At 62.6% G+C, this 23,021-nt stretch carries 24 protein-coding genes; 11 read left to right on the top strand and 13 right to left on the bottom strand.

The features are described 5' to 3' along the window. Positions 1–4: 4 nt before the first annotated feature. Entirely contained in the window at positions 5–322 is a 318-nt protein-coding gene (locus VFL62_RS16945; RefSeq protein ID WP_325173534.1) for a DUF2849 domain-containing protein, read from the bottom strand. Beyond that, a complete protein-coding gene (gene cysG, locus VFL62_RS16940) occupies positions 319–1,755 on the bottom strand; it encodes a siroheme synthase CysG (protein ID WP_325173533.1) in 1,437 nt (478 codons plus the stop codon). The genes VFL62_RS16945 and cysG overlap by 4 nt, the downstream gene beginning before the upstream one ends. Positions 1,756–2,010: 255 nt before the next feature. Between cysG and cysD the strand changes: the two genes are divergently transcribed. The 4 genes from cysD to VFL62_RS16920 all read left to right on the top strand — a co-directional run bounded on the left by cysD (position 2,011) and on the right by VFL62_RS16920 (position 7,433). Further along, complete coding sequence (cysD, locus tag VFL62_RS16935) at positions 2,011–2,805, top strand: sulfate adenylyltransferase subunit CysD (RefSeq protein WP_325173543.1); 795 nt, start codon at positions 2,011–2,013, stop codon at positions 2,803–2,805. A 5-nt stretch (positions 2,806–2,810) separates the two neighbouring features. Further along, positions 2,811–4,727 (top strand): adenylyl-sulfate kinase, encoded by a 1,917-nt coding sequence (gene cysC, locus VFL62_RS16930; protein WP_325173532.1) that lies wholly within the window; start codon positions 2,811–2,813, stop codon positions 4,725–4,727. A 158-nt stretch (positions 4,728–4,885) separates the two neighbouring features. Then, a complete protein-coding gene (locus VFL62_RS16925) occupies positions 4,886–7,048 on the top strand; it encodes a malate synthase G (protein WP_325173531.1) in 2,163 nt (720 codons plus the stop codon). Between the two features lie 184 nt (positions 7,049–7,232). Beyond that, positions 7,233–7,433 (top strand): CsbD family protein, encoded by a 201-nt coding sequence (locus VFL62_RS16920; protein ID WP_325173530.1) that lies wholly within the window; start codon positions 7,233–7,235, stop codon positions 7,431–7,433. An 80-nt stretch (positions 7,434–7,513) separates the two neighbouring features. On the opposite strand, the gene VFL62_RS16915 is transcribed toward VFL62_RS16920, so the two are convergent. Next, positions 7,514–7,675, bottom strand: coding sequence for a Thivi_2564 family membrane protein (locus VFL62_RS16915; RefSeq protein WP_325173529.1), 162 nt, complete (start codon positions 7,673–7,675; stop codon positions 7,514–7,516). 193 nt (positions 7,676–7,868) lie between these two features. Between VFL62_RS16915 and VFL62_RS16910 the strand changes: the two genes are divergently transcribed. Further along, entirely contained in the window at positions 7,869–9,962 is a 2,094-nt protein-coding gene (locus VFL62_RS16910) for a methyl-accepting chemotaxis protein (RefSeq protein ID WP_325173528.1), read from the top strand. A 21-nt stretch (positions 9,963–9,983) separates the two neighbouring features. Here the strand turns inward: VFL62_RS16910 and VFL62_RS16905 are convergent, their stop codons facing one another. Then, positions 9,984–10,661 (bottom strand): DUF2865 domain-containing protein, encoded by a 678-nt coding sequence (locus VFL62_RS16905; protein ID WP_325173527.1) that lies wholly within the window; start codon positions 10,659–10,661, stop codon positions 9,984–9,986. A 21-nt stretch (positions 10,662–10,682) separates the two neighbouring features. Continuing rightward, positions 10,683–11,486 (bottom strand): L,D-transpeptidase, encoded by an 804-nt coding sequence (locus VFL62_RS16900; RefSeq protein ID WP_325173526.1) that lies wholly within the window; start codon positions 11,484–11,486, stop codon positions 10,683–10,685. 190 nt (positions 11,487–11,676) lie between these two features. On the opposite strand from VFL62_RS16900, the gene VFL62_RS16895 reads away from it, so the two are divergent. The 3 genes from VFL62_RS16895 to VFL62_RS16885 all read left to right on the top strand — a co-directional run bounded on the left by VFL62_RS16895 (position 11,677) and on the right by VFL62_RS16885 (position 13,690). Beyond that, on the top strand, positions 11,677–12,786 hold the full coding sequence (locus tag VFL62_RS16895) for an AI-2E family transporter (protein WP_414644749.1): 1,110 nt from the start codon (positions 11,677–11,679) through the stop codon (positions 12,784–12,786). Positions 12,787–12,884: 98 nt separating this feature from the next. Beyond that, positions 12,885–13,229, top strand: coding sequence for a DUF883 family protein (locus tag VFL62_RS16890; RefSeq protein WP_414644751.1), 345 nt, complete (start codon positions 12,885–12,887; stop codon positions 13,227–13,229). Between the two features lie 29 nt (positions 13,230–13,258). Further along, positions 13,259–13,690 carry a hypothetical protein gene (locus tag VFL62_RS16885; protein WP_325173524.1) on the top strand — a complete coding sequence of 144 codons (432 nt, stop codon included), beginning with the start codon at positions 13,259–13,261 and terminating at the stop codon, positions 13,688–13,690. Between the two features lie 29 nt (positions 13,691–13,719). Here the strand turns inward: VFL62_RS16885 and VFL62_RS16880 are convergent, their stop codons facing one another. After that, positions 13,720–14,127, bottom strand: coding sequence for a hypothetical protein (locus tag VFL62_RS16880; protein ID WP_325173523.1), 408 nt, complete (start codon positions 14,125–14,127; stop codon positions 13,720–13,722). Between the two features lie 576 nt (positions 14,128–14,703). Here VFL62_RS16880 and VFL62_RS16875 point away from each other — a divergent pair. Then, positions 14,704–15,639 (top strand): hypothetical protein, encoded by a 936-nt coding sequence (locus VFL62_RS16875; protein ID WP_325173522.1) that lies wholly within the window; start codon positions 14,704–14,706, stop codon positions 15,637–15,639. A gap of 83 nt (positions 15,640–15,722) precedes the next feature. Here VFL62_RS16875 and VFL62_RS16870 read toward each other — a convergent pair whose 3' ends face one another. After that, on the bottom strand, positions 15,723–16,523 hold the full coding sequence (locus VFL62_RS16870; protein WP_325173521.1) for a response regulator: 801 nt from the start codon (positions 16,521–16,523) through the stop codon (positions 15,723–15,725). A 228-nt stretch (positions 16,524–16,751) separates the two neighbouring features. Here VFL62_RS16870 and VFL62_RS16865 point away from each other — a divergent pair, with 228 nt between their 5' ends. Beyond that, positions 16,752–16,958, top strand: coding sequence for a NepR family anti-sigma factor (locus VFL62_RS16865; protein WP_325173520.1), 207 nt, complete (start codon positions 16,752–16,754; stop codon positions 16,956–16,958). Beyond that, on the top strand, positions 16,959–17,504 hold the full coding sequence (locus VFL62_RS16860; protein WP_325173519.1) for a sigma-70 family RNA polymerase sigma factor: 546 nt from the start codon (positions 16,959–16,961) through the stop codon (positions 17,502–17,504). A gap of 62 nt (positions 17,505–17,566) precedes the next feature. Here the strand turns inward: VFL62_RS16860 and VFL62_RS16855 are convergent, their stop codons facing one another. The 6 genes from VFL62_RS16855 to VFL62_RS16830 form a co-directional block, all read right to left on the bottom strand. Continuing rightward, complete coding sequence (locus tag VFL62_RS16855) at positions 17,567–19,222, bottom strand: HWE histidine kinase domain-containing protein (protein WP_325173518.1); 1,656 nt, start codon at positions 19,220–19,222, stop codon at positions 17,567–17,569. A 267-nt stretch (positions 19,223–19,489) separates the two neighbouring features. Next, on the bottom strand, positions 19,490–20,143 hold the full coding sequence (gene ureG / locus VFL62_RS16850) for an urease accessory protein UreG (RefSeq protein ID WP_325173517.1): 654 nt from the start codon (positions 20,141–20,143) through the stop codon (positions 19,490–19,492). 33 nt (positions 20,144–20,176) lie between these two features. Next, on the bottom strand, positions 20,177–20,866 hold the full coding sequence (locus VFL62_RS16845) for an urease accessory protein UreF (protein ID WP_325173541.1): 690 nt from the start codon (positions 20,864–20,866) through the stop codon (positions 20,177–20,179). Positions 20,867–20,936: 70 nt separating this feature from the next. Then, positions 20,937–21,539: an urease accessory protein UreE gene (locus VFL62_RS16840; protein WP_325173516.1), complete on the bottom strand. Its 603-nt coding sequence runs from the start codon at positions 21,537–21,539 to the stop codon at positions 20,937–20,939. A gap of 10 nt (positions 21,540–21,549) precedes the next feature. After that, the gene (locus VFL62_RS16835) at positions 21,550–21,849 is read right to left on the bottom strand and encodes a putative quinol monooxygenase (RefSeq protein ID WP_325173515.1); all 300 of its coding nucleotides are present in this window, start codon (positions 21,847–21,849) and stop codon (positions 21,550–21,552) included. Positions 21,850–21,890: 41 nt separating this feature from the next. Then, a partial coding sequence (locus tag VFL62_RS16830) for an urease subunit alpha (RefSeq protein ID WP_325173514.1) occupies positions 21,891–23,021 on the bottom strand: 1,131 nt, incomplete at its 5' end.

Raw genomic sequence — 23,021 nt, 5'->3', positions numbered from 1 at the left:
AGCCTTATGCCGGAACCGGAAGAAGATCGATGGTGACGCCGCCAAGGCGAATGTGCTCGCGCAGATTGCCGGGCTTGATCTCGCCGCTCTCGCTGACATGCACCGGCGCGATGTAGGGTCCGACGGCGCCGACGTCATCTGCGACCGCCTCGGACAGCAGCGCGCGCGCGTCATCGGCATTGCGAACGATCGCGGCTTGCGTCAGGTCGGTCGACCAGCCGCGGCTGCGGTTACGGTAGATCACCGCGCCGTCGGCGGTACGGTTGGCGGTCACGATGGACGGTCCGGTGATGCGGATTTTCTGCTCAAGCGGAGATGTCATTCGGCGGCGTCCTGAAAATAAGAAGCGAGTTGGGTGAGCTGCTGATGGCGCGAGGCCGCGGCATGCGCGACCACATCGCCGATGATGAGAATGGCGGGACCGCCGGCGACCTTTTCAACGAGGTCGGGCAATTCGGCAAGCGTGCCAATCGCCGAACTTGCGTCCTTCCGCGTCACCCGCGCAAAGACGCCGACCGGCGTCTGCGGCGAGCGTCCGGCGGCGATCAGGCCCGCGCGCACCGAAGGCGCCGCGGTCATGCCCATATAGACGACGATCGTCATTTTCACGTCGGTCAAGGTCGACCAGTCGACGGCTTCGGCGTCCCTGGCCTTGTGCGCGGTCAGGAAAGTGATGCGCAGCGCCTCGTGGCGGAAGGTGAGCGGCACCTCGAACTGCGCCGCCGCGCCAAGACCCGCGGTGATTCCGGGAATGATCGAATAGGCGACACCGGCCTGGCGCAGCGCTTCGATTTCCTCGCCGCCACGCCCGAAGATGAAGGAATCGCCGCCCTTCAGGCGGACCGCGCGCTTGCCGGCCTGGGCCGCTTCGACCAGCAGCTTGTTGATGGCGTCCTGGCCGATGCCCGGATTGCCGACGCGGCGTCCCACCGGGACACGGGCCGCGTCGCGGCGCGCGCGATCGAGAATTTCGGGAGACACCAGTTCATCGTAGAAAATCACGTCGGCATCCTGCAACGCGCGAAGCGCCTTGACGGTCAATAGATCCGGATCGCCGGGACCGGCGCCGACCAGCGTGACCCGGCCTTCGAGCTTTCCCGAGGTCAGGCCGGCCGCGAACGCGGACGGATCGCCGACCGTCTTCAGCGCAGCTTCAGCTTCGGCATTGCGCCCGGCCAAAACCAGCGCGCCGATTTCGCCATCGACCACGCGCTCCCAGAATCGGCGGCGCAGCGCAAATTCCGGGATCAGGGAGTGGACAGTCTTGCGCCAGCGGCCGATAAAGCCGGCGAGATCGCCAATGCGCGCGGGCAGCACGGTTTCGATCAACTCGCGCACCCGCCGCGCCACCACGGGCGAGGCGCCGCCGGTGCCGACCGCAACCACGACATCGCCGCGGTCGACGATCGCTGGAAAAATGAAGGTGGAATGCTCAAGATCGTCCATCACATTGACCGGCAGACCGATCGCGCTGGCGCGCGCCGCCATTGCCGGTCCAACGTCGCCCGCGCCCGCACAAAGCACTGCGATCACGCCACTCAAGTCAGCCGCGAGCGGATCGCCGCTCACAAGCTCGATCCGCGAGACGTCGTCCGCATCAAGCCCGGCGAGATCGTGGTTGCCATCGGTTGCGTACCAGCGCACGCGCGCCCCGGCGGAGGCAAGCAGACGCAGCTTGGCGCGGGCGAGATCGCCCGAACCGACCAGCACCACCGCGCCGCGTCGCAGGTCCAGGAATACGGGCAGATACTGCATTGCGATCTTCGACTTCAGATTTTCCGAGTTGACTGGAATTATTTTCTATATATGTGTCTGCAGACGCCCGCAAAGAGAAAATTATTTCTTCTCTCCGGCGGCGCAAATATAGAATTTTCGCTTCGCAAGGCCAAGGGTCAGTAGATGCATCTTCTTGAACAGAGTTACGCGCAAACCGAAGTGCACCGCGATCTTCCGGCCAGGACCGCGCCAATCACGCAAATATCAGGCCAGGCCCCGGCACCGGTCCCGTCGATGGACCATCTCGACGCGCTCGAAGCGCAGAGCATCTACATCTTCCGGGAAGCCTTCGCGCGCTTGAAAAAACTCGCACTGCTGTGGTCGCTCGGCAAGGATTCCAACGTGATGATCTGGCTGGCGCGCAAGGCCTTCTTCGGTCGTCTGCCGTTTCCGGCTCTGCACGTCGACACCGGCAAGAAATTTCCGGAGATGTACGCCTTTCGCGACACCTTCGCGAAGGAATGGGGACTTGATCTCAAGGTCGAGCCCTGCCCGCCGATCGAGGCCGTCGATCCCACTTTGCCGCCGGCAGCCCGCTCGGCTGCGCGCAAGACCGAAGGGCTCAAACTGGCATTGGCCAAATACGGCTTCGACGGATTGATCGCCGGCATTCGCCGCGACGAGGAAGCCACCCGCGCCAAGGAGCGCGTGTTCTCGCCCCGTGGCGCTGAAGGCGAATGGGACGTGCGCGATCAGCCGCCCGAATTCTGGGATCAGTTCAACGCCTCGCCGCCGCCCGGTGCGCATTTGCGCATTCACCCGATCCTGCATTGGACCGAGGCCGACATCTGGGCCTACACCATGCGCGAAAACATCCCGATCATTCCGCTGTATCTCGCCAAGAATGGCAAGCGCTATCGATCGCTCGGCGATTCCGACATCACGTTCCCGGTGGATTCGAACGCCGTCACCATCGAGGAGATCCTGATCGAGCTTGAACGCACCAAGGTGCCGGAACGCGCCGGCCGCGCGCTCGACCACGAAACCGAAGATGCTTTCGAGCGGCTGCGCGTCGCCGGTTATTTGTGATCGCCATGAACATGACCGTCTCCGCCGCAATTCCCCTTACCCCCAGTAATCCTTCCCGTCCGCAGGTGCGCATCGTCATCGTCGGCCATGTCGATCATGGCAAATCGACGCTGGTCGGCCGGCTTCTGCACGAGACCGGCAGCCTGCCCGACGGCAAGCTCGAAATGCTGAAAGCGGTCAGCGCGCGGCGCGGCATGCCGTTCGAGTGGTCGTTCCTGCTCGATGCGCTGCAAACCGAGCGCGACCAAGGCATCACCATCGATACGACGCAGATCCGTTTTCGCACCCGCTCGCGGGAGGTGGTGCTGATCGACGCGCCCGGACACGCCGAATTCCTCCGCAACATGATCACCGGCGCCTCGCAGGCCGACGGCGCGCTTCTGATCGTCGATGCGCTGGAGGGCGTGCGCGACCAGACCCGGCGGCACGGCTATCTCTTGCACCTTCTCGGCGTTCGAAAGGTCGCCGTCGTCGTCAACAAGATGGATCGCGTCGATTTCAGCGCCGCGCGATTTGGCGAAATCCGCGACGAGATTTCCGCGCACCTGACCGGGCTTGGCATCGCGCCGCTTGCGGTCATACCGATTTCGGCGCGCGACGGCGACGGCGTTGCCGCCGCATCGCCGCGCATGCGCTGGTATGACGGCCCGACCGTCGTCGACGCGCTCGATACGCTCGAGCCGGCGCGGCCGCCGGAGCAGCTTGCGCTGCGCCTGCCGGTTCAGGCGATCTACAAATTCGACGACCGCCGCATCGTTGCCGGCCGCATCGAATCCGGGCGGCTTTCGAGCGGCGACGAAATCGTCATCATGCCTGCGGGCAAGATCGCAAAGATCAAGAGCGTCGAGAGCTGGCCGGTGACGCCGCTCGCCGGCGAGCAAACCGCCGGCCGCTCGGTCGGCATCACGCTCGACCGGGAATTATTCGTCGAACGCGGCGATATCATCGCCCACACCGCCTCGGCGCCGCGTGACACAAGACGCATCCACGCCCGCATCTTCTGGCTTCACGACAAGCCGCTCGGCAAAGGCGACCAGATCCTGGTGCGACTCGGCGCGCGAGAAAGCCGCGCCAGCGTCGTCGCCATCGAGAAGGCGGTCGACCCCGGCGAACTGTCAAGCGTCGAGACCACCTCGATTGCCCGCAATCATGTCGGCGAGATCGACATCGCGCTGGCGCAGCCGGTCGCGGCCGACGCCTATGCCGACAATCCGCGCACCGGACGGCTCGTCATCGAAGTCAACGGCCGGATCGCCGGCGGCGGCCTGGTGCTGTCGGTCGATGCCGGTCGACGCGCCGTGCCGGTCGATATCGTGCCCGTGAAATCGGCGCTTCGCCCGGACGAGCGCTCGGCCCGCTATCGCCATCACGGCGCGGTGGTCTGGCTGACCGGCCTGCCGGCTTCCGGAAAGTCGACGCTGGCGCGCGCGCTCGAACGCTCCCTGTTCTCTCGCGGCGGCTCGCCAATCCTGCTCGACGGCGACACCTTGCGCGCCGGGCTGAACCGCGACCTCGGCTTTTCGGCCGAGGACCGCAGCGAGAATATCCGCCGGCTTGCCGAAGTGGCCACCCATCTGGCGAAGAACGGCCACATCGCCATCGTGGCTGCGGTCTCGCCTTCGCGCCAGGACCGTGCCGTGGCGCGCCAGATCGCCGATACCGCATTCCGCGAAATCCATGTCGCAACACCAGCCGATGTCTGCGAGAGCCGCGATCCCAAGGGGCATTACGCCAAGGCGCGGGCGGGTGCGCTGGCCGCCTTCACCGGGATCGGCAATGACTATCAGGTGCCGCTCGACTGCGAGCTTGTGATCGACACCTCGACGACCTCGATCGGCGACGCCACCGCGGCAATCGAGCACATGCTGCTATCGTCAGGTGTATTGTTCGACGAAGTTATTGATCTCGCTGCTAATATTTAAGTTTTTCCCAAACAGGCCCTACGACCATTCGAGGGCTTTATTGCAGTGCACTTTAGCGCTAAAAGGCGTCGAACTTCGCGCCATTTAGCGCGTTTTTGCTCCGAAAATTCACATAGACGGTGCCAGTCGGCGCTGCCTCCTTGCGAGAAAAATCCATCATGAGCCGTATCGACGCCCACGGATTGAAGATTGCGCCTGTCCTATTTGATTTCATCGCCAAGGAAGCCACGCCGAAGACCGGCATTGCGCCCGATGCGTTTTGGGCCGGATTTGCCGCCATCGTCCGCGACCTGGCGCCGAAAAATCGCGAGCTTTTGAGCGTCCGCGACACCTTGCAGGCCAAGATCGACGACTGGCATCGCGCCAATAAGGGCAAGCCGTTCGACCTCAATGCCTACACGGCGTTTCTCAAGGAGATCGGCTATTTGCTGCCCGAGCCCGCGACGCAAAAGGTCGAGACCGCCAATATCGACGAAGAGATCGGCAAGATTTGCGGACCGCAGCTCGTGGTGCCCTTGACCAATGCGCGCTATGCGCTGAATGCGGCGAATGCACGGTGGGGCAGCCTGTACGATGCGTTCTATGGCACCGATGCGATCCCTCACGATCCAAGCGAAAGCGGCAAGGGCTTCAACAAGGCGCGCGGCGACAAGGTGGTCGCGAAGGCCAAGGCCTTCCTCGACGCTGCCGTGCCGCTTGCAACCGGCAGCCACACCGATGTGGCTTCTTATGCCGTCATCAGCGGCAAGCTCGCCGTCAAGCTGAAGAGCGGCAACGCCACCGCGCTGAAATCGAACGATCAGTTCGCAGGCTTTATCGGCGATGCCGCTGCACCGTCGGCCATTCTTCTGGTCAACAACGGCCTGCATATTGAAATCAAGATCGATCGCAGCCACGGGATCGGCAAGGACGACCCCGCCGGCGTCGCCGACGTGATCATGGAAGCGGCCGTCAGCACCATCCTGGACATGGAAGACAGCGTCGCCACGGTCGATGCCGAGGACAAGGTCGAGGTCTATCGCAATACGCTCGGCCTGATGAACGGCACGCTGTCGGCCGACTTCGAAAAGGGCGGCAAGACGCTGAGGCGCGCGCTCAACGCCGACCGCGTCTACACCGCCCCCGACGGCAAGGAGCTGCGGCTGCACGGGCGCAGCCTGCTGCTGATCCGCAACGTCGGCCATCACATGTTCACCGATGCGGTGCTTGATGCTGCGGGATCGGAAATTCCCGAGGGCATGCTCGATGCCGCCGTCACCGGCCTGCTCGCCATTCACGATCTGAAAGGCCTGACCAAGCTTCGCAACAGCCGCACCGGATCGGTCTACATCGTTAAGCCGAAGATGCATGGGCCGGACGAAGTCGCGCTGACCTGCGAGCTTTTTGCGCGCGTCGAGAAGATGCTGTCGTTGCCGGAGAATACGCTCAAGGTCGGCATCATGGACGAAGAGCGCCGCACCACGGTCAACCTCAAGGCCTGCATCCAGCAGGCGCTCAAGCGCATCGTGTTCATCAATACCGGCTTCCTCGATCGCACCGGCGACGAGATCCATACCTCGATGGAAGCCGGCCCGATGATCCGCAAGAACGACATGAAGGCGCAGCCCTGGATCAAGGCCTATGAAGATTGGAACGTCGACAACGGATTGATCGACGGCCTGCCGGGCCACGCCCAGATCGGCAAGGGCATGTGGGCGGCGCCCGACAAAATGGCGGACATGCTGGCGCAGAAGATTGCGCATGTGCAGGCCGGCGCCACCACTGCGTGGGTGCCGTCGCCGACCGCGGCGACGCTGCACGCGCTTCATTATCATCAGGTCAACGTGCTGGCCCGCCAGCAGGAACTCGCCAAGGGCGGACCGCGCGCCAAACTGTCCGATATCCTGACCATCCCGGTCTCGAAATCGAACTGGGCGCCGGACGATGTGCGCCAGGAGATCGACAACAACTGCCAGGGCATTCTCGGCTACGTCGTACGCTGGATCGACCAGGGCGTCGGTTGCTCGAAGGTGCCTGATATTCACGATGTCGGCCTGATGGAAGACCGCGCCACGTTACGCATCTCGAGCCAGCATCTGGCGAACTGGCTGCATCAGGGCGTCATCACCGAAAGCCAGGTGATGGATTCGCTCAAGCGCATGGCGGTGGTGGTGGACGGCCAGAACAAGGGCGATGCTCTGTACAAGCCGATGGCGCCGAAGTTCGACGGTGTCGCTTTCAAGGCGGCCTGCGACCTCGTCTTCAAGGGGCGCGAGCAGCCGAACGGCTACACCGAATACATTCTCACCGCGCGGCGCCGCGAGGCCAAAGCCGCGACTTAAGCACGCGGCTTCGTTCCGGAACGATCGGTCACCGCAGCCGTTTAATCGTCCTCACCGGCGCCCGCAAATCGACAGCGACGCCGGAGCCGCACGTTCGCCAGCGCCTTTGACTTTTCGAAGTTCGCAACAGTGGCGCTGCAAGGACGCACGGGCTTGAAAAACCGGTACGAGACGGGAGACGGCGATGGATTGGAACCAGGTCCAAGGCAACTGGAAGCAGATCAAGGGCAAGGCAAAGGAGAAGTGGGGCAAACTCACCGATGACGACCTCAACGTCATCGAAGGCCGCCGCGAACAGCTCGAAGGCAAACTGCAGCAGCGCTACGGTTTCGCCAAAGACCAGATCCACAAGGATGTGGACGACTGGTTCAGGACGCTGAAGTAGGCGCGACTTGCCCTGACAATCACCGGACCAAAAAGCCCCGACGGTGGTCGGGGCTTTTTTCGTCCCGACACGTGATCGGCCTAGAACACCGCGATGTATTTGAGCAGCGACAGGACGCCGAGAATGATCACGATGACCCGCACGATCTGCTTGGCGCGGCCATCGAGCGGCAGCAGGTTGACCAGGTACAAAATCAGAATGACGACGAGGAAGGTAATAAGAGCACTGATCAGCAAGGACATGAAAGCTCCCCCAAAAATTTGCGGCATGCGCCGGTAGTGGCCTTAACGCGCGAGCCGTTTGTCCGGTTCCCAAGCCGGAACCGCTTATAGAAATACCCGCTAGATCAGCGCTTTCCCAGTCGGAGCGACAGGATCGCTGGCTAAAAATTTACCCTTTTTTGGCTAAGTCGGCAGGCTTGCTTTGGGGGTAGCCATGCTCGACCGGTTAACGGTGTCTTCGCTGATCAAATCGGTCATCGCTCTGATGGCCCTCTGCATGACGGCGCTCCTGGGCGTCAGCGCCTGGAATTCCTGGGGACGGCTCGCAGCTACCGCCCGCATCCTGGTCGTCGCCGATGCTTCCTCGAATCTTTTCAAGGCGATGCACAATCTGCGCAGTGGCCGGTCGACCACCATCCGCAACCTGACCGACGACGCGCCGCTTTCGCCCGACATGCAGGTCTATCTACGCGCCGTCCGCGAAGCTCAACTTCCGGCGATGCGCGCGGCAGCCAGCTCGCTCGAAGGCTTTGAATTTTCCGACCACCAGACACTGCTACCGGAGCTGAACCGGCTGATCCAGGCGTTTACGGCGCTCGACGCAGAATCCTGGGACGCGTTGAACAAGCCGAAATCGCAGCGCCGGCCCGCTCTCGGCAAGGAATTCAATGACAATACCATGGCGCTGCTCGAGGCGCTCGACAAGGTCTCGAACCGGATCGCGGAAGCGGTCAATCGCGACGATCCTGTCATCCAGCAGATGCTGACAATCAAGCAACTTGCCTGGCTGATGCGTAATACCGCCGGCGAGGCATCGCTGTTGATTTCGAACGGATTGACTTTCGGCAATATAGGTCCGGACTTCCGCCAAAGGTTCGACAAGCTTGCCGGCGGCATCGAGACCGCGTGGACGGCGCTGAAGACGGTTGCGTCGGGCGCAGAATTGCCGGCGGACCTTGCAACCGCGTTGACCGCGGCGCAGACGGCTTATTTCGGCAAGGAATTTACTGGCGTACGGGATGGCCTGGTAAGCGCGCTTGCCAGCGGCGACAAGCCCAAAATGAAGGGAAACGAGTGGAGCCCATTCTCGGTCCAGCACATGACGAGCGCGGTGGTCGTCGCTGAACGCGCGCTGGAGACGGCCCATTCGTATGCCGCAGCCCAACATGCCTCGGCCGAGCGCGCGCTGATCCTGCAACTCGTGCTGCTGGTGTCGGCGCTGGCGCTGACAGTCGCGGCCATGGTCGCGGTGTCGCGCCGCATTATCCGCCCGCTGCACGCGATGCGCGATGCCATGCTTAAGGTGGCGGCCGGCGATCTCGGCGTCGATACCGGATACACCAAGCGCCGCGACGAGATCGGTGCGCTCGCCGGCGCGCTCGAGACCTTCAGGCAACAGGCGATGGACAAGCTCGCGATCGAGGCACAGGAGCGCGAGCGTAATTCGGCCGCCGCCGCGCGTCAGAAGACCATCGAAGCCTATGTGGGCGAGTTCGAAAGCCAGGTCCAGGCAACGCTTGGGCAGTTGAACCAGGCCTCCAATGGCATGCGGACCACGTCTGCCGGCCTGTCAAAGGTGTCCGATCAGACCAACTCGCGGATCAAGGTCGCGGAGAAGGCCTCGGGCGAAGCTTCGATGAATGTCGAAAGCGTGGCGTCGGCGTCGCACGAGTTAAGTGCATCGATCGATGATATCAGCCGCCAGGCCTCCCACGCCGCCGGAATCGCCAGCCGCGCCGTCAACCGGGCGCGCGAGACTGACGACACCGTGCAGGGCCTCGCCAAGACCGCCGCCGGCATCGGCGAAGTGATCGGCTTGATCAACTCCATCGCCGCGCAAACCAATCTGCTGGCGCTGAACGCCACCATCGAGGCGGCCCGCGCCGGGGAGGCCGGCCGCGGCTTTGCGGTTGTCGCGTCCGAGGTGAAATCGCTGGCCAGCCAGACCGCCAAGGCCACAGACGAAATCTCCGAGCAGATTGCCGATATCCAGAAGGTGGCGAGCGAAGCCATCGAGGCGATCAAGGCGATCGGCGGCATCATCGGCGAGGTCAACGAGGTCGCCACCGCGATTGCGGCCGCAGTCGAACAACAGGGCGCCGCCACCCAGGAGATCTCGCGCAACACCCAATATGCCGCGCAGGGCACTCGCAACGTTTCCGAGAACATTGCGGGCGTGAAAGTCGATGCGGATTCGGCGGCGACTGCGGCGCAGAATGTCCGGCAGGCTTCCGAGACGCTGGAAGCCCAGAGCCAGCAACTCAGCAGCCAAGTGACCGACTTCCTCGCCAAGATCCGCGCGGCCTGACCGGAGAGATCGCCACGCCGATCACTGCCGCGCGACCACCGGCATGGGCTGATAGCGCGATCTGATCGAATCCGGCGCAGGCGAAAATTCGAGCGAAGCGCCCCGCCGGTCGGCGCCGCGAACCGCCACCATCAGACCGCTTGGACCGGCAACGATATCGCCCTTGCGCAAAGTCGGGTCATCTTCGATCTTTACCTCCGCCAGTCCCACTGGGTCCTTGCCGTTGCACGTGCAGCCGGCGACGAGTTCGTCGCGGTAGCGAAACGCATTGGGCAGCTCGGAATAGGGCTTGCCGTGCTCGGTCACGGCCTCATCGATATTGCCGCCGTAGACAACCTTGGTTTCGCTGGCGGGACAAAAGCTGCTGCACGAAGCCGCACGGCTTTGATTGCTGGTCGCCGAAATCGGGAAATAGCGGCCATCGCAGGTTCGCACGCAATAGGCCTGGGAGCCGCCGCCACCCAAACGCGCGTGAGAGACCTGGCCTTGCGGCGGGAAGACGACGTTTTGCTCGCCACCAAACGACAGTGGTGCGATCGACGGCTGCGGCCGATGCACGCGGAAGCCGCCGAACAGCGCGGAAAAGAAATCCTCCGCTTCAGCCACCGCCGGCAGTGTCACCACGATCAACGCGGTAAGGCCGCCTAAAATCCACTGACCCGCGATCGATTTGCGCTCGTTCGATTTATCCGTGCCCATATGGCCTCCGGGCTCTGTTCGTCAGTACGGCGAGGATGTCGAAAGGTTCATGGCCTGCCGTCCGGAGGGCAACGTCATCACCTCGGGCCGGCGCGGCGGCATACTCGACGCCATCGCGCCGCCGGCAACGGGCCGTGCGGCAAGGTGAGCGGCATGCTTCGGCATCACCACCACTTTGGTGCCGATGCTGACGCGGTTGAACAGGTCGGTCACGTCCTCATTGGTCAATCGGATGCAGCCGCTGGACACGAATTTGCCGATGGTCGTCGGATCGTTGGTGCCATGGATGCGGTATTCGCTGGAGCCGAGATACATGGCGCGCGCGCCCAGCGGATTGCCGGGGCCGCCGGCCATGAAGCGCGGCAGATAAGGCTGGCGCGCGATCATTTGCGCCGGCGGGTGCCAATCCGGCCATTCCGCCTTGTTGGTGATGGTTTGCACGCCGGACCAGGTAAATCCCTCGCGGCCGACGCCGACGCCGTAGCGGATCGCGCGGCCCGGTGCGACCACGTAATAAAGAACGGTATTGCCGGTATCGATGATGATCGTGCCCGGCGCCTCTCTGGTATCGAGCGCGACCATCGTCCTGCGCAGGCGATCGGGAAGCGCGGCAGAACGAACCTCCGGGGATTCGTTCGGCGCAACGGTGCCGTCATCGGACGGAAATGCGGACGATGTGACCGGCGCGAAGCTCAACGTCTGGGCCATGGCCTGACCGGCCGCGAATGGCGTTAGCGAGAGGATGCCGGCGACAACCAGCGTCCTGAAACTGCCGCGGCGCCCCTCGCCTATCAGCCGACCAGCCCGCTCGGATGTCTGTGTCATGATCTGCCCCGCTTGGCGCGCATCGATTGATGCTGCTCGGAGCAACAAACGCGAAAGCGACGCCTCCAGTTCCCGCTTCCCGCGTGGCCCCATTGACGCTGTCAAGGATCGCGAGACTCACGTCTTCGCGATGGAACTTTTGGCATGTTTCACGCTTTGTCCGGCCGAACCGAGTGTGCGGAGAGCGTTTTTGCAGGTGCTATCCAACGACCGTGCGCCTGCCAACGACGTCGCGCGCGGGGTAACCGCCGACAATCATACCGAACCGCGTGAGATCGAACGCGGCGACCTCGTCACGTTTTGCCTGATCGCGCTTTTGGTCATCACCATTGGCGCGGTTCTTTATTTCGCCAAGGCGTTCTTCCTGCCAATCATCGCGGCCTTCGTGGTCGGCACCATGCTGTCGCCGGCGGCGGGATTTCTCGAGCGCCATCGGATTCCCCGCGCGCTTTCAGCCGTCATGATCGTGAGCGGACTTGGTGCGGGCGTCACCTTCATTGTCGGGCTGATTTCGGCACCGGTCATGGAATGGACTGGCCGCTTGCCCGAACTCATTGGGCTATTGAAGGACAAGCTGCACATTTTTGACCGCCCGCTCGCGCTCTGGCACCAGTTTCAGAGCATGATCGGAGCATCGGATGCGTTTGCGACGGCGCCATTCCAGATGCCGAAACTTGAATGGGTGCAACCGGCGCTGGAGTTTCTGCCGCCGACCTTCACCGAATTCCTGTTGTTTTTCGCGACCCTCATTCTGTTTATCGCAAGCTGGCGCGACCTGCGACGCGCGCTGATCATGACGTTTCGTGATCACGATTCGCGGCTGCGCGCGCTTCGCGTCATCAACGAGATCGAGGAGCACCTCGGCTCCTATTTGCTGACGGTGACGCTGATCAATATGGGCGTCGGCGCGGCAACAGGCTTCGTTTGCTGGGCCACGGGCATGCCCAATCCTGCAGGGCTTGGAGCGTTTGCCGCAACGCTGAACTACCTGCCCATTATTGGACCGGTCGCGATGTTCACCATCCTGACCGTGGTCGGCGTCGTGGCCTTTCCATCGATCGGCGAGGGACTGATCGCACCGGCCCTTTTCGTCGCACTCACTTTTCTTGAGGGCCATTTCATCACCCCAACCATCATCGGCCGCCGGCTCGAATTGAATGCACTCGCCGTATTTATCTCGCTGGCATTCTGGACCTGGCTCTGGGGACCGATGGGCGCATTTCTGTCGTCGCCGCTGCTGATCGTGTCGCTGATCCTGCGCGAGCATTTCATCCCGTCAAGCGAGCCGCAATTGCCCTAAATCATCACAAATGCACGCAAGTTTCGTTCGAGGAACTTCCGAAAGCCGTGGGCGTTTTCCAGCCAGGCCGATGCGAATGCCGGGAGCTTTCGATGGGAATGCAGGACATGATGGACAAAGCAACCTACGAACGTCTGGAAAGCGACGTGGCCCGAGTGAAGGATGATATCGGCGCACTCGCAGAACAGATCACCGATGCGCTCAACGCAATAGCCGGCAACGCGCGCAAGCAAGCGCGTCGCGGTTACAAGCAGGCCCGCGACAACATGGATTCGGTTGTCGACGACGTCTCCGAGCGCGGCGCCGCGATGATGAGCGCCGCACAAGACGCGGCCGTTTCACTGGAAGAAACCCTGGAAGAGGTCATCGCCGAGCGACCTCTGGCAACGGTCGGGCTTGCGCTTGGATTGGGCTTCTTGATCGGCGCGACTTGGCGCCGCTGATCAGCGACAGCTGACGCCGATACGGAGCGATGCCGGTGCGCATGATCGAGGAGCTCAGGGAAACGACGGGGGTCGCCGTCAGAATGACCTCGCTCGCCGCCGCTGTCGCGCTTGCCGTTCTCATTACGATTTCCTTTCTGTGCGCGGCCGCTTTCGTTTACGTACTGCAGACCTATGGACTGATCGAGGCGTGCTTGACCGGCGCAGCCATTTTCTTCGTGCTCGCGGTGATCGGGGTCGTGGTCTACGCAGTGCGAAAAAGCCAGCTCCGCCGCGCCGCAAGGGAGAACGCGAAGTCGACATTGCAGACGGCTCTTGCCGATCCCATGGTCGTTGCGGCCGGCCTCCAGGCTGTCCGGGCCATCGGCGTCAAGCGGCTGGTACCGCTTCTTGCGGTTGGCGGACTTGCCCTTGGATTACTCGCGAGCCGGTCGTCATCGCATGAAGCACCCGCCGAGTAGAGTAGACGACGAGATCAACGCCAAATAGCTCACGTCACGCAGCGGCCGGGCGCCAGCTTTCCGGCGATTTCGGTCAGGACGCTGACCACCGCCTCACATGCCAGCATCGGTTTGCGGAAGATGGGCTTGGCCGATGTCGGCGGCGGCGGAGCAGCCACCGCCACGGGGACGCGCATCAGCACGATGGTATCCGCTACGCCGTTCAGTTTCACTGAGACGGTCCGCAGAAGCGCCGGGGAGCCCACCGGCGCCGCGGCCCGATCAGCCTTGGCGCCGCGGTTGACCTCATTCATGTCCAGAGCGGTGGAACTCGACGGTTTCAGCGGCGAAAGCCGCCCTGCGACGCTGGAGAGGTCACGTCCCATCGCGAATTGGGCGGCGCCGCCAATCAGCACGAGCGCGAGCGCGCCCGAAATCCCCGTTATGAGCCGTGACATTTCTTGTCCCGCGGTCTGTGACCAGTTGGCGGGCATTAACGCGGTCAAATCCCCAAAGGTTGCGCAACCCTCCGCACCGAACGCGAAAAAATGTGGCGGCGAAAAATTTCGAAAAAAATGACATTCCCCTTGGAACGATCCTTCCCGCCGCGCGTCGTTACCGCAGCCGGTTATCCCCCCTGCCCCATTGACCGGCGATTGCGGGGCGCGGCTGTGGTGATGCCAGCCGCGCCCCGATTTGTTTTGTGACGAGCGGACTTTCGGCCGCTGGCGTTGCCTGGAACCCGGTTACGAACCCGGCGACATGACAACAGACGGCGTTGGAATCGCCCTGCGTTGGCGATTTTCGTGGCGATGGGGGCGACGACTTTTTCCACCGTTTTTTGTCGCCAATAGAAGGCGCAAAGCCCGGGAAAACGGGCGCAAACCACGCAAAAGGCCGCGCCATAGAAATCAGTTGGCAAGTGTTGCGCCTCGTTCCTAGACGGTCAGCCGAGCCTGATCTCTAAGTGTCGATACAGCGGCGTGGCCATTCAGTCCCCGCGCGTATCCCTTGCGACCGGCAGGAGCGGTTCCATGGCGGACGACACGATTGCATCCATTATTCCACTTCATCACGCGCCGTTGAAGAAGAGAGAGAAGAAAGCGGCTCGCAGCGGGACCACGCGCCGGCGCAAGAAAAAGGCAACGGTTGTGGCCGCGGAAGAAGCCGAGGGGGCGGAGTCATTCTTGCCGTCGGAATTTCTGATTCCGCCCGAGTTCCTGCCGGCGAATGACGTCGCCGGAGAACTGCCTGTCCCATCGACGCCAGCGCCGGCCGATCCGGTCCAGGCCGGCGCCGCACCGCCGCGCAGGCATTTGGCGGCGGTGCTGTTGTCGATCGCCGCGCTCGCGCTCGCCGCCGTCGGCATCACGATCAACGGCTGGTTCGCCCGGTCGCTTGGATCGAGCGATATCGCAGGCTGGCTTTTTCTCGCGGTGGGGGTCGCGGCCGATCTCGTTGCACTGGTGATGCCGTCCTGCGCTGCCGGCCTGTGGCACAGCGGTCAACGCGCCACCGCCCTGGTCGGTTGGGCGGTCTGGGTGATGACGTTCGTATTTGCAGTGACGGCCGGCATCGGCTTTGCCTCCACCAACATCAGCGATGTGACGATCGCGCGCGCATCGCGCATGACGCCGGCCGTCGCATCGGCGCAGGGCGCGCTTAACGACGCCATGGCCGCGCGTGACCGCGAGTGCAAGAGCGGCGTTGGAAAATTCTGCAGGGAACGCGAGGCCGCCGTTGTTGAAAGGCGTCAGGTACTCGATTCCGCGATGGCCTCCGTCGGCCAGAGCGCCGATGCCCAGAGCGACGCCGCGATCAAGCTGGTGACGTGGATCTCCGGCGGCATGCTGCGGCCGAAGCTTGAGGATTTCGCCATGCTCCGCCTGATCCTGCTGGCGCTGTTGCCGCAAATCGGCGGCATCCTGCTGCTTGTGGCGCGCCATTCGGCGACGAACTCGGCCGCGTGAATTCAACCCGATCCAAGAAGAAAACGGATGCGCTTTCGGCGCATCCGTTTCCCTCCTTGGACGTAATTTTATCGTGTTTGTCGTTAGGCGACCTTCGGCGAACGGTTGCGCGAATTGCGTTGGAAGAACAGCGCCTGGCTTGCCACCGCCGACACCATCGCCGGCTGGAACGGCTTTGAAATCAGGAACGCCGGCTCCGGACGCTCTCCGGTCAGGAAGCGCTCGGGATAGGCGGTGATGAACACCACCGGCACCTCGAATGTCCGCAGCAGCTCGTTGACGGCATCAAGTCCCGATGAGCCGTCGGCGAGCTGGATGTCGGCAAGGATCAGGCCCGGCCGCTTGTTCTTGGCGAGCGCGACCGCGTCGGTGTGGGTGCGTGCAACCCCGATGACGTGATGGCCTAGATTCTTGACGAGGCTTTCGAGGTCCATCGCGATGAAAGTCTCGTCCTCGATGATCAGGACATCGGTGGCGATTTCGGCCGCCATTTCGCGCCCTGCGGTATCGGCGAGCTTGCGCGCTTCCGCGACGTCCACGCCGAGAATGAAGGCGACTTCTTCTTCCGAAAAACCTTCCAGGGAGAGAAGCAGGAAAGCCTGGCGTGGCAGCGGTGTAATGTTAGACAGCCGCCGTTCCGGCGGCATCGGCAACGTGGTGACATCCGGATCGTCGTTGATCGACACCGAATTCCAGATTTGCGTGAACAAGCGATAGAGGCCGGCGCGCGGCCCATGATCTTCATCGAGCAGGGACGGATCTTGAAGCAAGGCCTCGAGCATCGCTCCAACATAGGCGTCGCCCGAGGACTGATTTCCGGTTAACGCGCGAGCATAGCGACGCAACAGCGGCAAGTGTTCGGCAACGAGCTGTGATCGGGACATCCCCACTCCATCTCTTTCTTGGGCCATCGTTTTTAATTGGGGCGGCCCCGAAACTCCCCAAGGTCAGGAATTTACGCTTCACGCCGAGAAAAGTTCCCCAGCATAAAGGAACTTTTATGCTCAGTTTGAATTAGGCCCTAGCACGGTAAGGAACCGAGGCATGGGTCAATTCGAGGAATAGCCGTGAAAATACAAAAGCTTAACCCCCGGGGAAGCGTGGGACAGGATATGAAGGAAGCGAAAAAGCAGGGCGGCCTGAATGCCGAGATCCAGTCCAGAATCGGCCACCAGTTGCGCGCCATGTACGATGACGTCGTGCGCCAGGGCGTTCCTGATCGGTTTGTGGAGTTGATCCGCAGGCTTGATGTCCCGACACCCGATGCCCACCTTCAGAACACGGGCGATCAGACGACCAAAAATGACGGGAGGGAATAAATGCCTCTCACCGATTCGCTCCGCGACGACATCCTAGCGTCGGTGCCCAGTCTTCGTGCCTTCGCGATCTCGCTCTCTGGTAACGGCGATCGCGCCGACGACCTGGTGCAAGAGACCCTGTTGCGCGCGCTTGCCAATATCGACTCCTTCCAACCGGGATCGAATCTTCCGGCGTGGCTGTTCACGATTCTGCGCAACCTGTTCCGCTCCGACTACCGCAAGCGGCGGCGCGAGGTCGAGGATGCCGACGGCAGCTATGCAAAGACGCTGAAAGCCCAGCCGGCGCAGGGCGCTCATCTGGAGTTCGAGGAATTCCGCGTCGCGCTCGACAAGCTGCCGCAGGATCAGCGCGAGGCATTGATCCTGGTCGGCGCTTCCGGATTCTCCTACGAAGATGCCGCGGCGATCTGCGGCTGTGCCGTCGGCACGATCAAGAGTCGCGTCAACCGCGCACGGTCCAAGCTCTCGGCCTTGCTCTATGTCGAGGGTGCCGAGGATTTCGGTCCTGATGAAACCGTGCGCGCCGTTATCGGTGGCAACGGCTAGGACGCTGGAATCGACCAACGCGAAGCGGCGTTTTGTGCTGGCATCGCGCCGGCGCCCCGCCGCTAGCGCAAGGGCTTCAGCGGTGCTGAAAACTGCTCGGTACGATCTCGTTCCGACATATCGATGACGGTCTCCATCGGCGCTGTCAGCTCGTAGACATAACTGACGTCGGTGAAGTACCGCTTCGATGTGCCGCCGAGCGCCTCCGGCGCTACACGATCCAGCAAAATGAGGCTGAAGTCGCTGTCGGGCCGCCGGGTCGCGGCGCTGGTGTTGAATTCCTCCCAGCGAAAGTGAAAAGTCGTCTCCGGCTCCTCTCCGGTGACTTCCCAATGCGCGACAATATGCGGATGCTTGCCGACCAGCGAGAGCCCCTCGTCCGAATGCGAGGCCAGCTCGAAAAACAATAGCGACAGCGACTGCGCCGCCCGCGCGCTCACCGTGATGTCGGGGCCGCTGACCGCTATACGATCCGCATGCGGGATGGCCCGCGCCTCGAACAAACCCTTCAGGTTGACGCCCTGCCACTGACTTTCGCTGAGCAGCGAAACCACGTTCGACATCGCATGAATCCGGCCGATCAAGAGCTCGCGCGCAACGTCGATGTCCGCCCCGTGGCGCAGCGTGCGGGTGACGATGGACTGGATCACCGCCAGGATGTTCTTGACGCGATGATTGAGTTCGTCGATGACGGCGGTGAGGCGGCGCTCGAAGCCGATGCGAACCTGAATTTCGCGGCTTAGCCGCAGGTTGTTGTAGGCGACATAGCCAAACAGACCGCAGACGATCGCAGTCAAGGCCAGGCCGATGGCGGCCACGATGGCCGCGGTCTGCCGGGCGCGGGTCAACGCATTGGTTTTGGCGTAATAGGCCAGCGTCCAGTCCCGGCTTCCGAACGAGACCGTGCGATTTACCGGCGTTTGGCTTTGCGGATCGGTCGGCCTGGAAACGACGCTGCCGTGCTCGGTTGCGATCAACTCGGTGTTGTCGCTGCGCGGGTCTTTCAGCGCCACCGAAAACAGCGAGAGGTCGTCGTTGGTCAACATCAACGGCGCAAGTTCGTAGGAAAACGTCACGAATCCCGCCGGCTGCGCGCCATTGTCCTGCAAGACAGGCGCGGCGAGCACCAGCCCGACGGGACCGTCTGCGTGCAACAATGGCAGCGGGTCGGATGCCACCGGCTTCAGCTCTGACATCGCTCGCTGCAGCGTCGGCCCAAGGACGGGATGCTGGTCAAAACAACGGCCCGGAAAATCCATGGTCTCCGCGTTGCGCGGCTCGACATCCATCAGTAGGTCAACAGGCTGGGTCAGTGCGGCCGTGTCGAGCGGCACGTCGGTGTAACTGCGGATCGTCGGATTGGGAAATCCGGCACCCGCAAGCTCGGTATGCGCAGCTCCCAATTCCTGGGGGCGGAGGCGCGCGATCCAGCTCGCGACCACGAAGTCGGTCCTGAAGGCATACATCGACGAGCGCAGCGGCTGCAGCATGTTGGCCTTGATCACCGACGGCGAGCGGAAAAGGCCTGATGCGACGCTCGCCAGCAGTTCGCGTTCAGTCAGCCGATCCTGGACCAGGCTGGCGTGAACATCGATCGCGCGCGCCAGCGCGATGCCGTCGACGGTTAATTCCTGATCGTGAACACGGTAGGCCGCAAGACCGGAGAGCAGAACCCCGATCAACGCAATAAAACCGGTGATGAAGCCCAGCCGAACCACTCGTTCACTCAAATAGGATAGATTGGCAAATGGATTGAATAACCATCTGACGGCGGTGCGAACCACCATAAAGCGGACTGTAGCGATAATCGCGCGCTTTGCATAAGGCCGTTGTTATCGATCGCAACGAAGGTGGGCGGAGCGTGATCCAAAACGGCGGGCAAAGCGGCTACCACGTGAAAGGGGTTAACGGCGTTGGAGGATACTAACGGCCGCAGGCTACTTTTGTTCCCGTCCCTCTTCGAGAATGGCGGTCAGGCCAGGCAATCAGCCCCTGCCCACCCCGCGCTGCCTGGAAGAGGCCGTTGCGCGGAGCCCGCCCTTGGCCTCGATGAAGCCGACGATACGATCCAGTCCCTCGCTCTTCTTCAGATTGGTCATGACAAAGGGGCGCTCGCCACGCATCCGCCGGGCGTCCGTATCCATCTTTTCAAGCGACGCCCCGACATGGGGCGCCAGGTCGATCTTGTTGATCACCAGAAGGTCCGAGCGGGTGATGCCAGGCCCTCCCTTGGATGGAATTTTGTCGCCGGCAGCCACGTCGATCACGTAGATCGTCAGGTCCGCCAGCTCCGGCGAGAAGGTGGCGGCGAGATTGTCGCCGCCGGATTCGATCAGGACCACGTCAAGACCGGGAAACTTGGCCCGCATGTCGGCAACGGCCGCCAGATTCATCGAGGCGTCCTCGCGAATTGCGGTATGCGGACAGCCGCCGGTTTCGACGCCTGCGATGCGGTCCGGGGTCAGCGAGCCCGAACGCACCAGGAATTCGGCATCCCACTTCGTGTAGATGTCATTGGTGATCGCGGCGATGTCGTAACGTTCGCGCATCGATTTGCACAATAGGTCCATCAGCGCGGTTTTTCCCGAACCAACCGGACCTCCGATGCCGACGCGAAGCGGACCGTGCGATTTAGACATTTCTGCTTTCCTTCGATTCCGTCCGTAGAGCGCTCATGACCGGAACAGCCTCGTATACTGCGTTTCATGCCGCATGCTGGCGAGATCGGCGCGGAAGGTCGCGCTACCGAGCTCGTCGAGCGAAGCGGCAAGCGCACGCGTTGCGGTCGTCCCCACCACCGGTTCAAGCTCCGCCAGCAAACGCTGGCTGTCGGTCTGTCCCAACGGAATGAGGCGGGCACCTGCCGAGATCCAGTTCGACGTCACTGCATGCAGAAAAGCGTGAATGGTGGGCGCGAGCGGAATCGCGTGCGCTGCACTGACCACTCCGACAGCGACGGGGTAAGCGAGCGGAGATTTGCACGCGTCAATCAAGCGATCGAGGTGCGCATGATGCCAGGCCGTACGCGCGATCTCGATGAACGCCCGGCCCTGCGATGTCGTCTCGAGATGGCGCTCGCGCGAGGACACAAAGGCCGCGGCGAGTTCGGCAATGTCCCCAAGCCGCGTTTCATCATTGGCAGACGCGGCCTTATGCGCCTGCGCTAGAAAAATGCCGTCGCAGATTCCCGCCCCATCCGTCAGCATCGCCGCGAGCCACCGCCGTAGCGATGCGGCATCTACGATGTCACCGGCCTCCACTGCCCACTCGATGCCGCTGGAATAGGAAAACGCGCCGACCGGAAAAGACGGAGAGAGCCAAGTCATCAAGCGATAAAGCGCGGCCGCTTCGTTTTCCGGCATTCCGGCCCGTTGCGGCGGCGTGTTCGGCGCCACCGCAACAGGCAGGACAGCCCGCCGCTTTTGCGGCGGCTTATTTGTCTTCATGAGCATGGGAATGGCCGTGGTGATGATCGTGATCGCAATGCTCGTCGTGGTGATGGCCGTGATCATGCGCATGGTGATGATCGCCATGATCGTGGTCGTGGTGATGGCCGGCGTGATCGTGGGCATGATCATGCGAAGCATGGTCATGGCCGTGACCTTCGCCGTCATAGGCGCCGCCTTCGGGATCAAAAGGCGCTTCGATCTCGATCACGCGCGCGCCCAATCCCTTCACCATTTCCTCGATCACGTGGTCGCGCCGGATGCGCAACGCCTTGGCCGAAATCTGCGTCGGCAGGTGCCGATTGCCGAGGTGCCAGGCGACACGAACCAGATGCTGCGGATCGGTGCCACGAATTTCAAGAAGCGGCTCGGCCGCCGCGACCACCTCGATCAGACGGCCGTCCTCGAGCACCAGCGCATCGCCGCCGCGCAAGGCTGTCGCATGCTCGAGATCGAGCAGGAACGCGAGTCCGCGCGTGCCCGTCATTGCCATCCGCCGCCGATGCCGATCGTCGAAGTCGAGCACGATGGTGTCGGACGGCGGCTCGCTCCAGCGATGATGTCGCGATACCTTGGTCGCGCGGATCATTCGCAGCCCTCTAAAACTTTTCGACCTTGGCGTCGCTGATGATTTCGATCACCGTCGGCGAGGCCCGGTAAGGGGCGGCATATTCGCGCCACACCTTCATGTGCGGCGCCTTGCCATGCGCATTGAGATCATCGCGGGTCTCCCAGCGCTCCACCACGACATAAAGATCGGGATCATTGACGCTGACATGGCCTTCATAAGAAAGGCAACCCCTCTCCTTCCGCGTCTCCGCGATGCATTGTTTGTGGCCTTCGATGAAGGTCTCCCGGCCTTCCGGCTTCATCTGGGTGGTGGCAATAACGTAGATCACGATCTTCTCCCGGCACTTTTCGTTGATGGACCGGGCGGACCTTAGAACATGAAGTATCGCTGCGCCAAGGGCAGCACTTCGGCGGGAGCGCAAGTGAGCAGTTCGCCATCGGCACGCACCTCATAGGTTTCCGGATCGACCTCGATATTGGGCGTCGCGCCGTTATGGATCATGCTCTTCTTCGAGATCTTGCCGCGGGTGTTCTGCACCGCATAGAGCTTCTTGGAGATGCCAAGCTTGCGGGCCAGGCCTCCGGTCACCGCCGCCTTGGAGGTGAATACGACGGAAGATGCGGTCAGCGACTTGCCAAACGCAGCAAACATCGGCTGGTAATGCACGGGCTGCGGCGTGGGAATGGACGCGTTGGGATCGCCCATTGGGGCTGCGACGATCGATCCGCCCTTGATGATGCATTCGGGTTTCACGCCGAAGAACGCGGGCGACCACAGCACGAGATCGGCGAGCTTGCCTTTTTCCACCGAACCGATGAGTTTCGAGACGCCGTGCGCGATCGCCGGGTTGATGGTGTATTTGGCGATGTAGCGCTTGACACGGAAATTGTCGTTATCCTTGCCCTTGTCCTCCGGCAAGGCGCCGCGCTGCTTCTTCATCTTGTCGGCGGTCTGCCAGGTGCGGATGATGACCTCGCCCAACCGGCCCATCGCCTGAGAGTCCGACGACATCATCGAGAGCGCGCCGAGATCGTGCAGGATGTCTTCCGCCGCGATTGTCTCCTTGCGGATGCGGCTCTCGGCGAACGCCAGATCTTCCGCGATCGACGGATCGAGATGGTGGCACACCATCAGCATGTCGAGATGCTCGTCGATGGTGTTGCGCGTGAACGGCCGCGTCGGGTTGGTGGAGGAGGGGAGCACGTTGGGCAGGCCCGCCACCTTGATGATGTCCGGCGCGTGCCCGCCGCCGGCGCCCTCGGTATGGAAGGCGTGGATGGTGCGGCCCTTGAAAGCCTTGATGGTGTCCTCGACGAAGCCCGACTCGTTGAGCGTGTCGGTGTGGATCATCACCTGGACGTCATAGTCGTCGGCGACGCTGAGGCAATTGTCGATCGCCGCCGGCGTCGTGCCCCAGTCCTCGTGCAGCTTCATCGCGCACGCGCCGGCCTTGATCATCTCTTCCAGCGCGGCGGGACGCGACGCATTGCCCTTGCAGGC

Source organism: Bradyrhizobium sp. (assembly GCF_035701725.1).
Taxonomy (GTDB): domain Bacteria; phylum Pseudomonadota; class Alphaproteobacteria; order Rhizobiales; family Xanthobacteraceae; genus Bradyrhizobium.
This window is presented reverse-complemented; position numbering and strand designations above follow the sequence as displayed.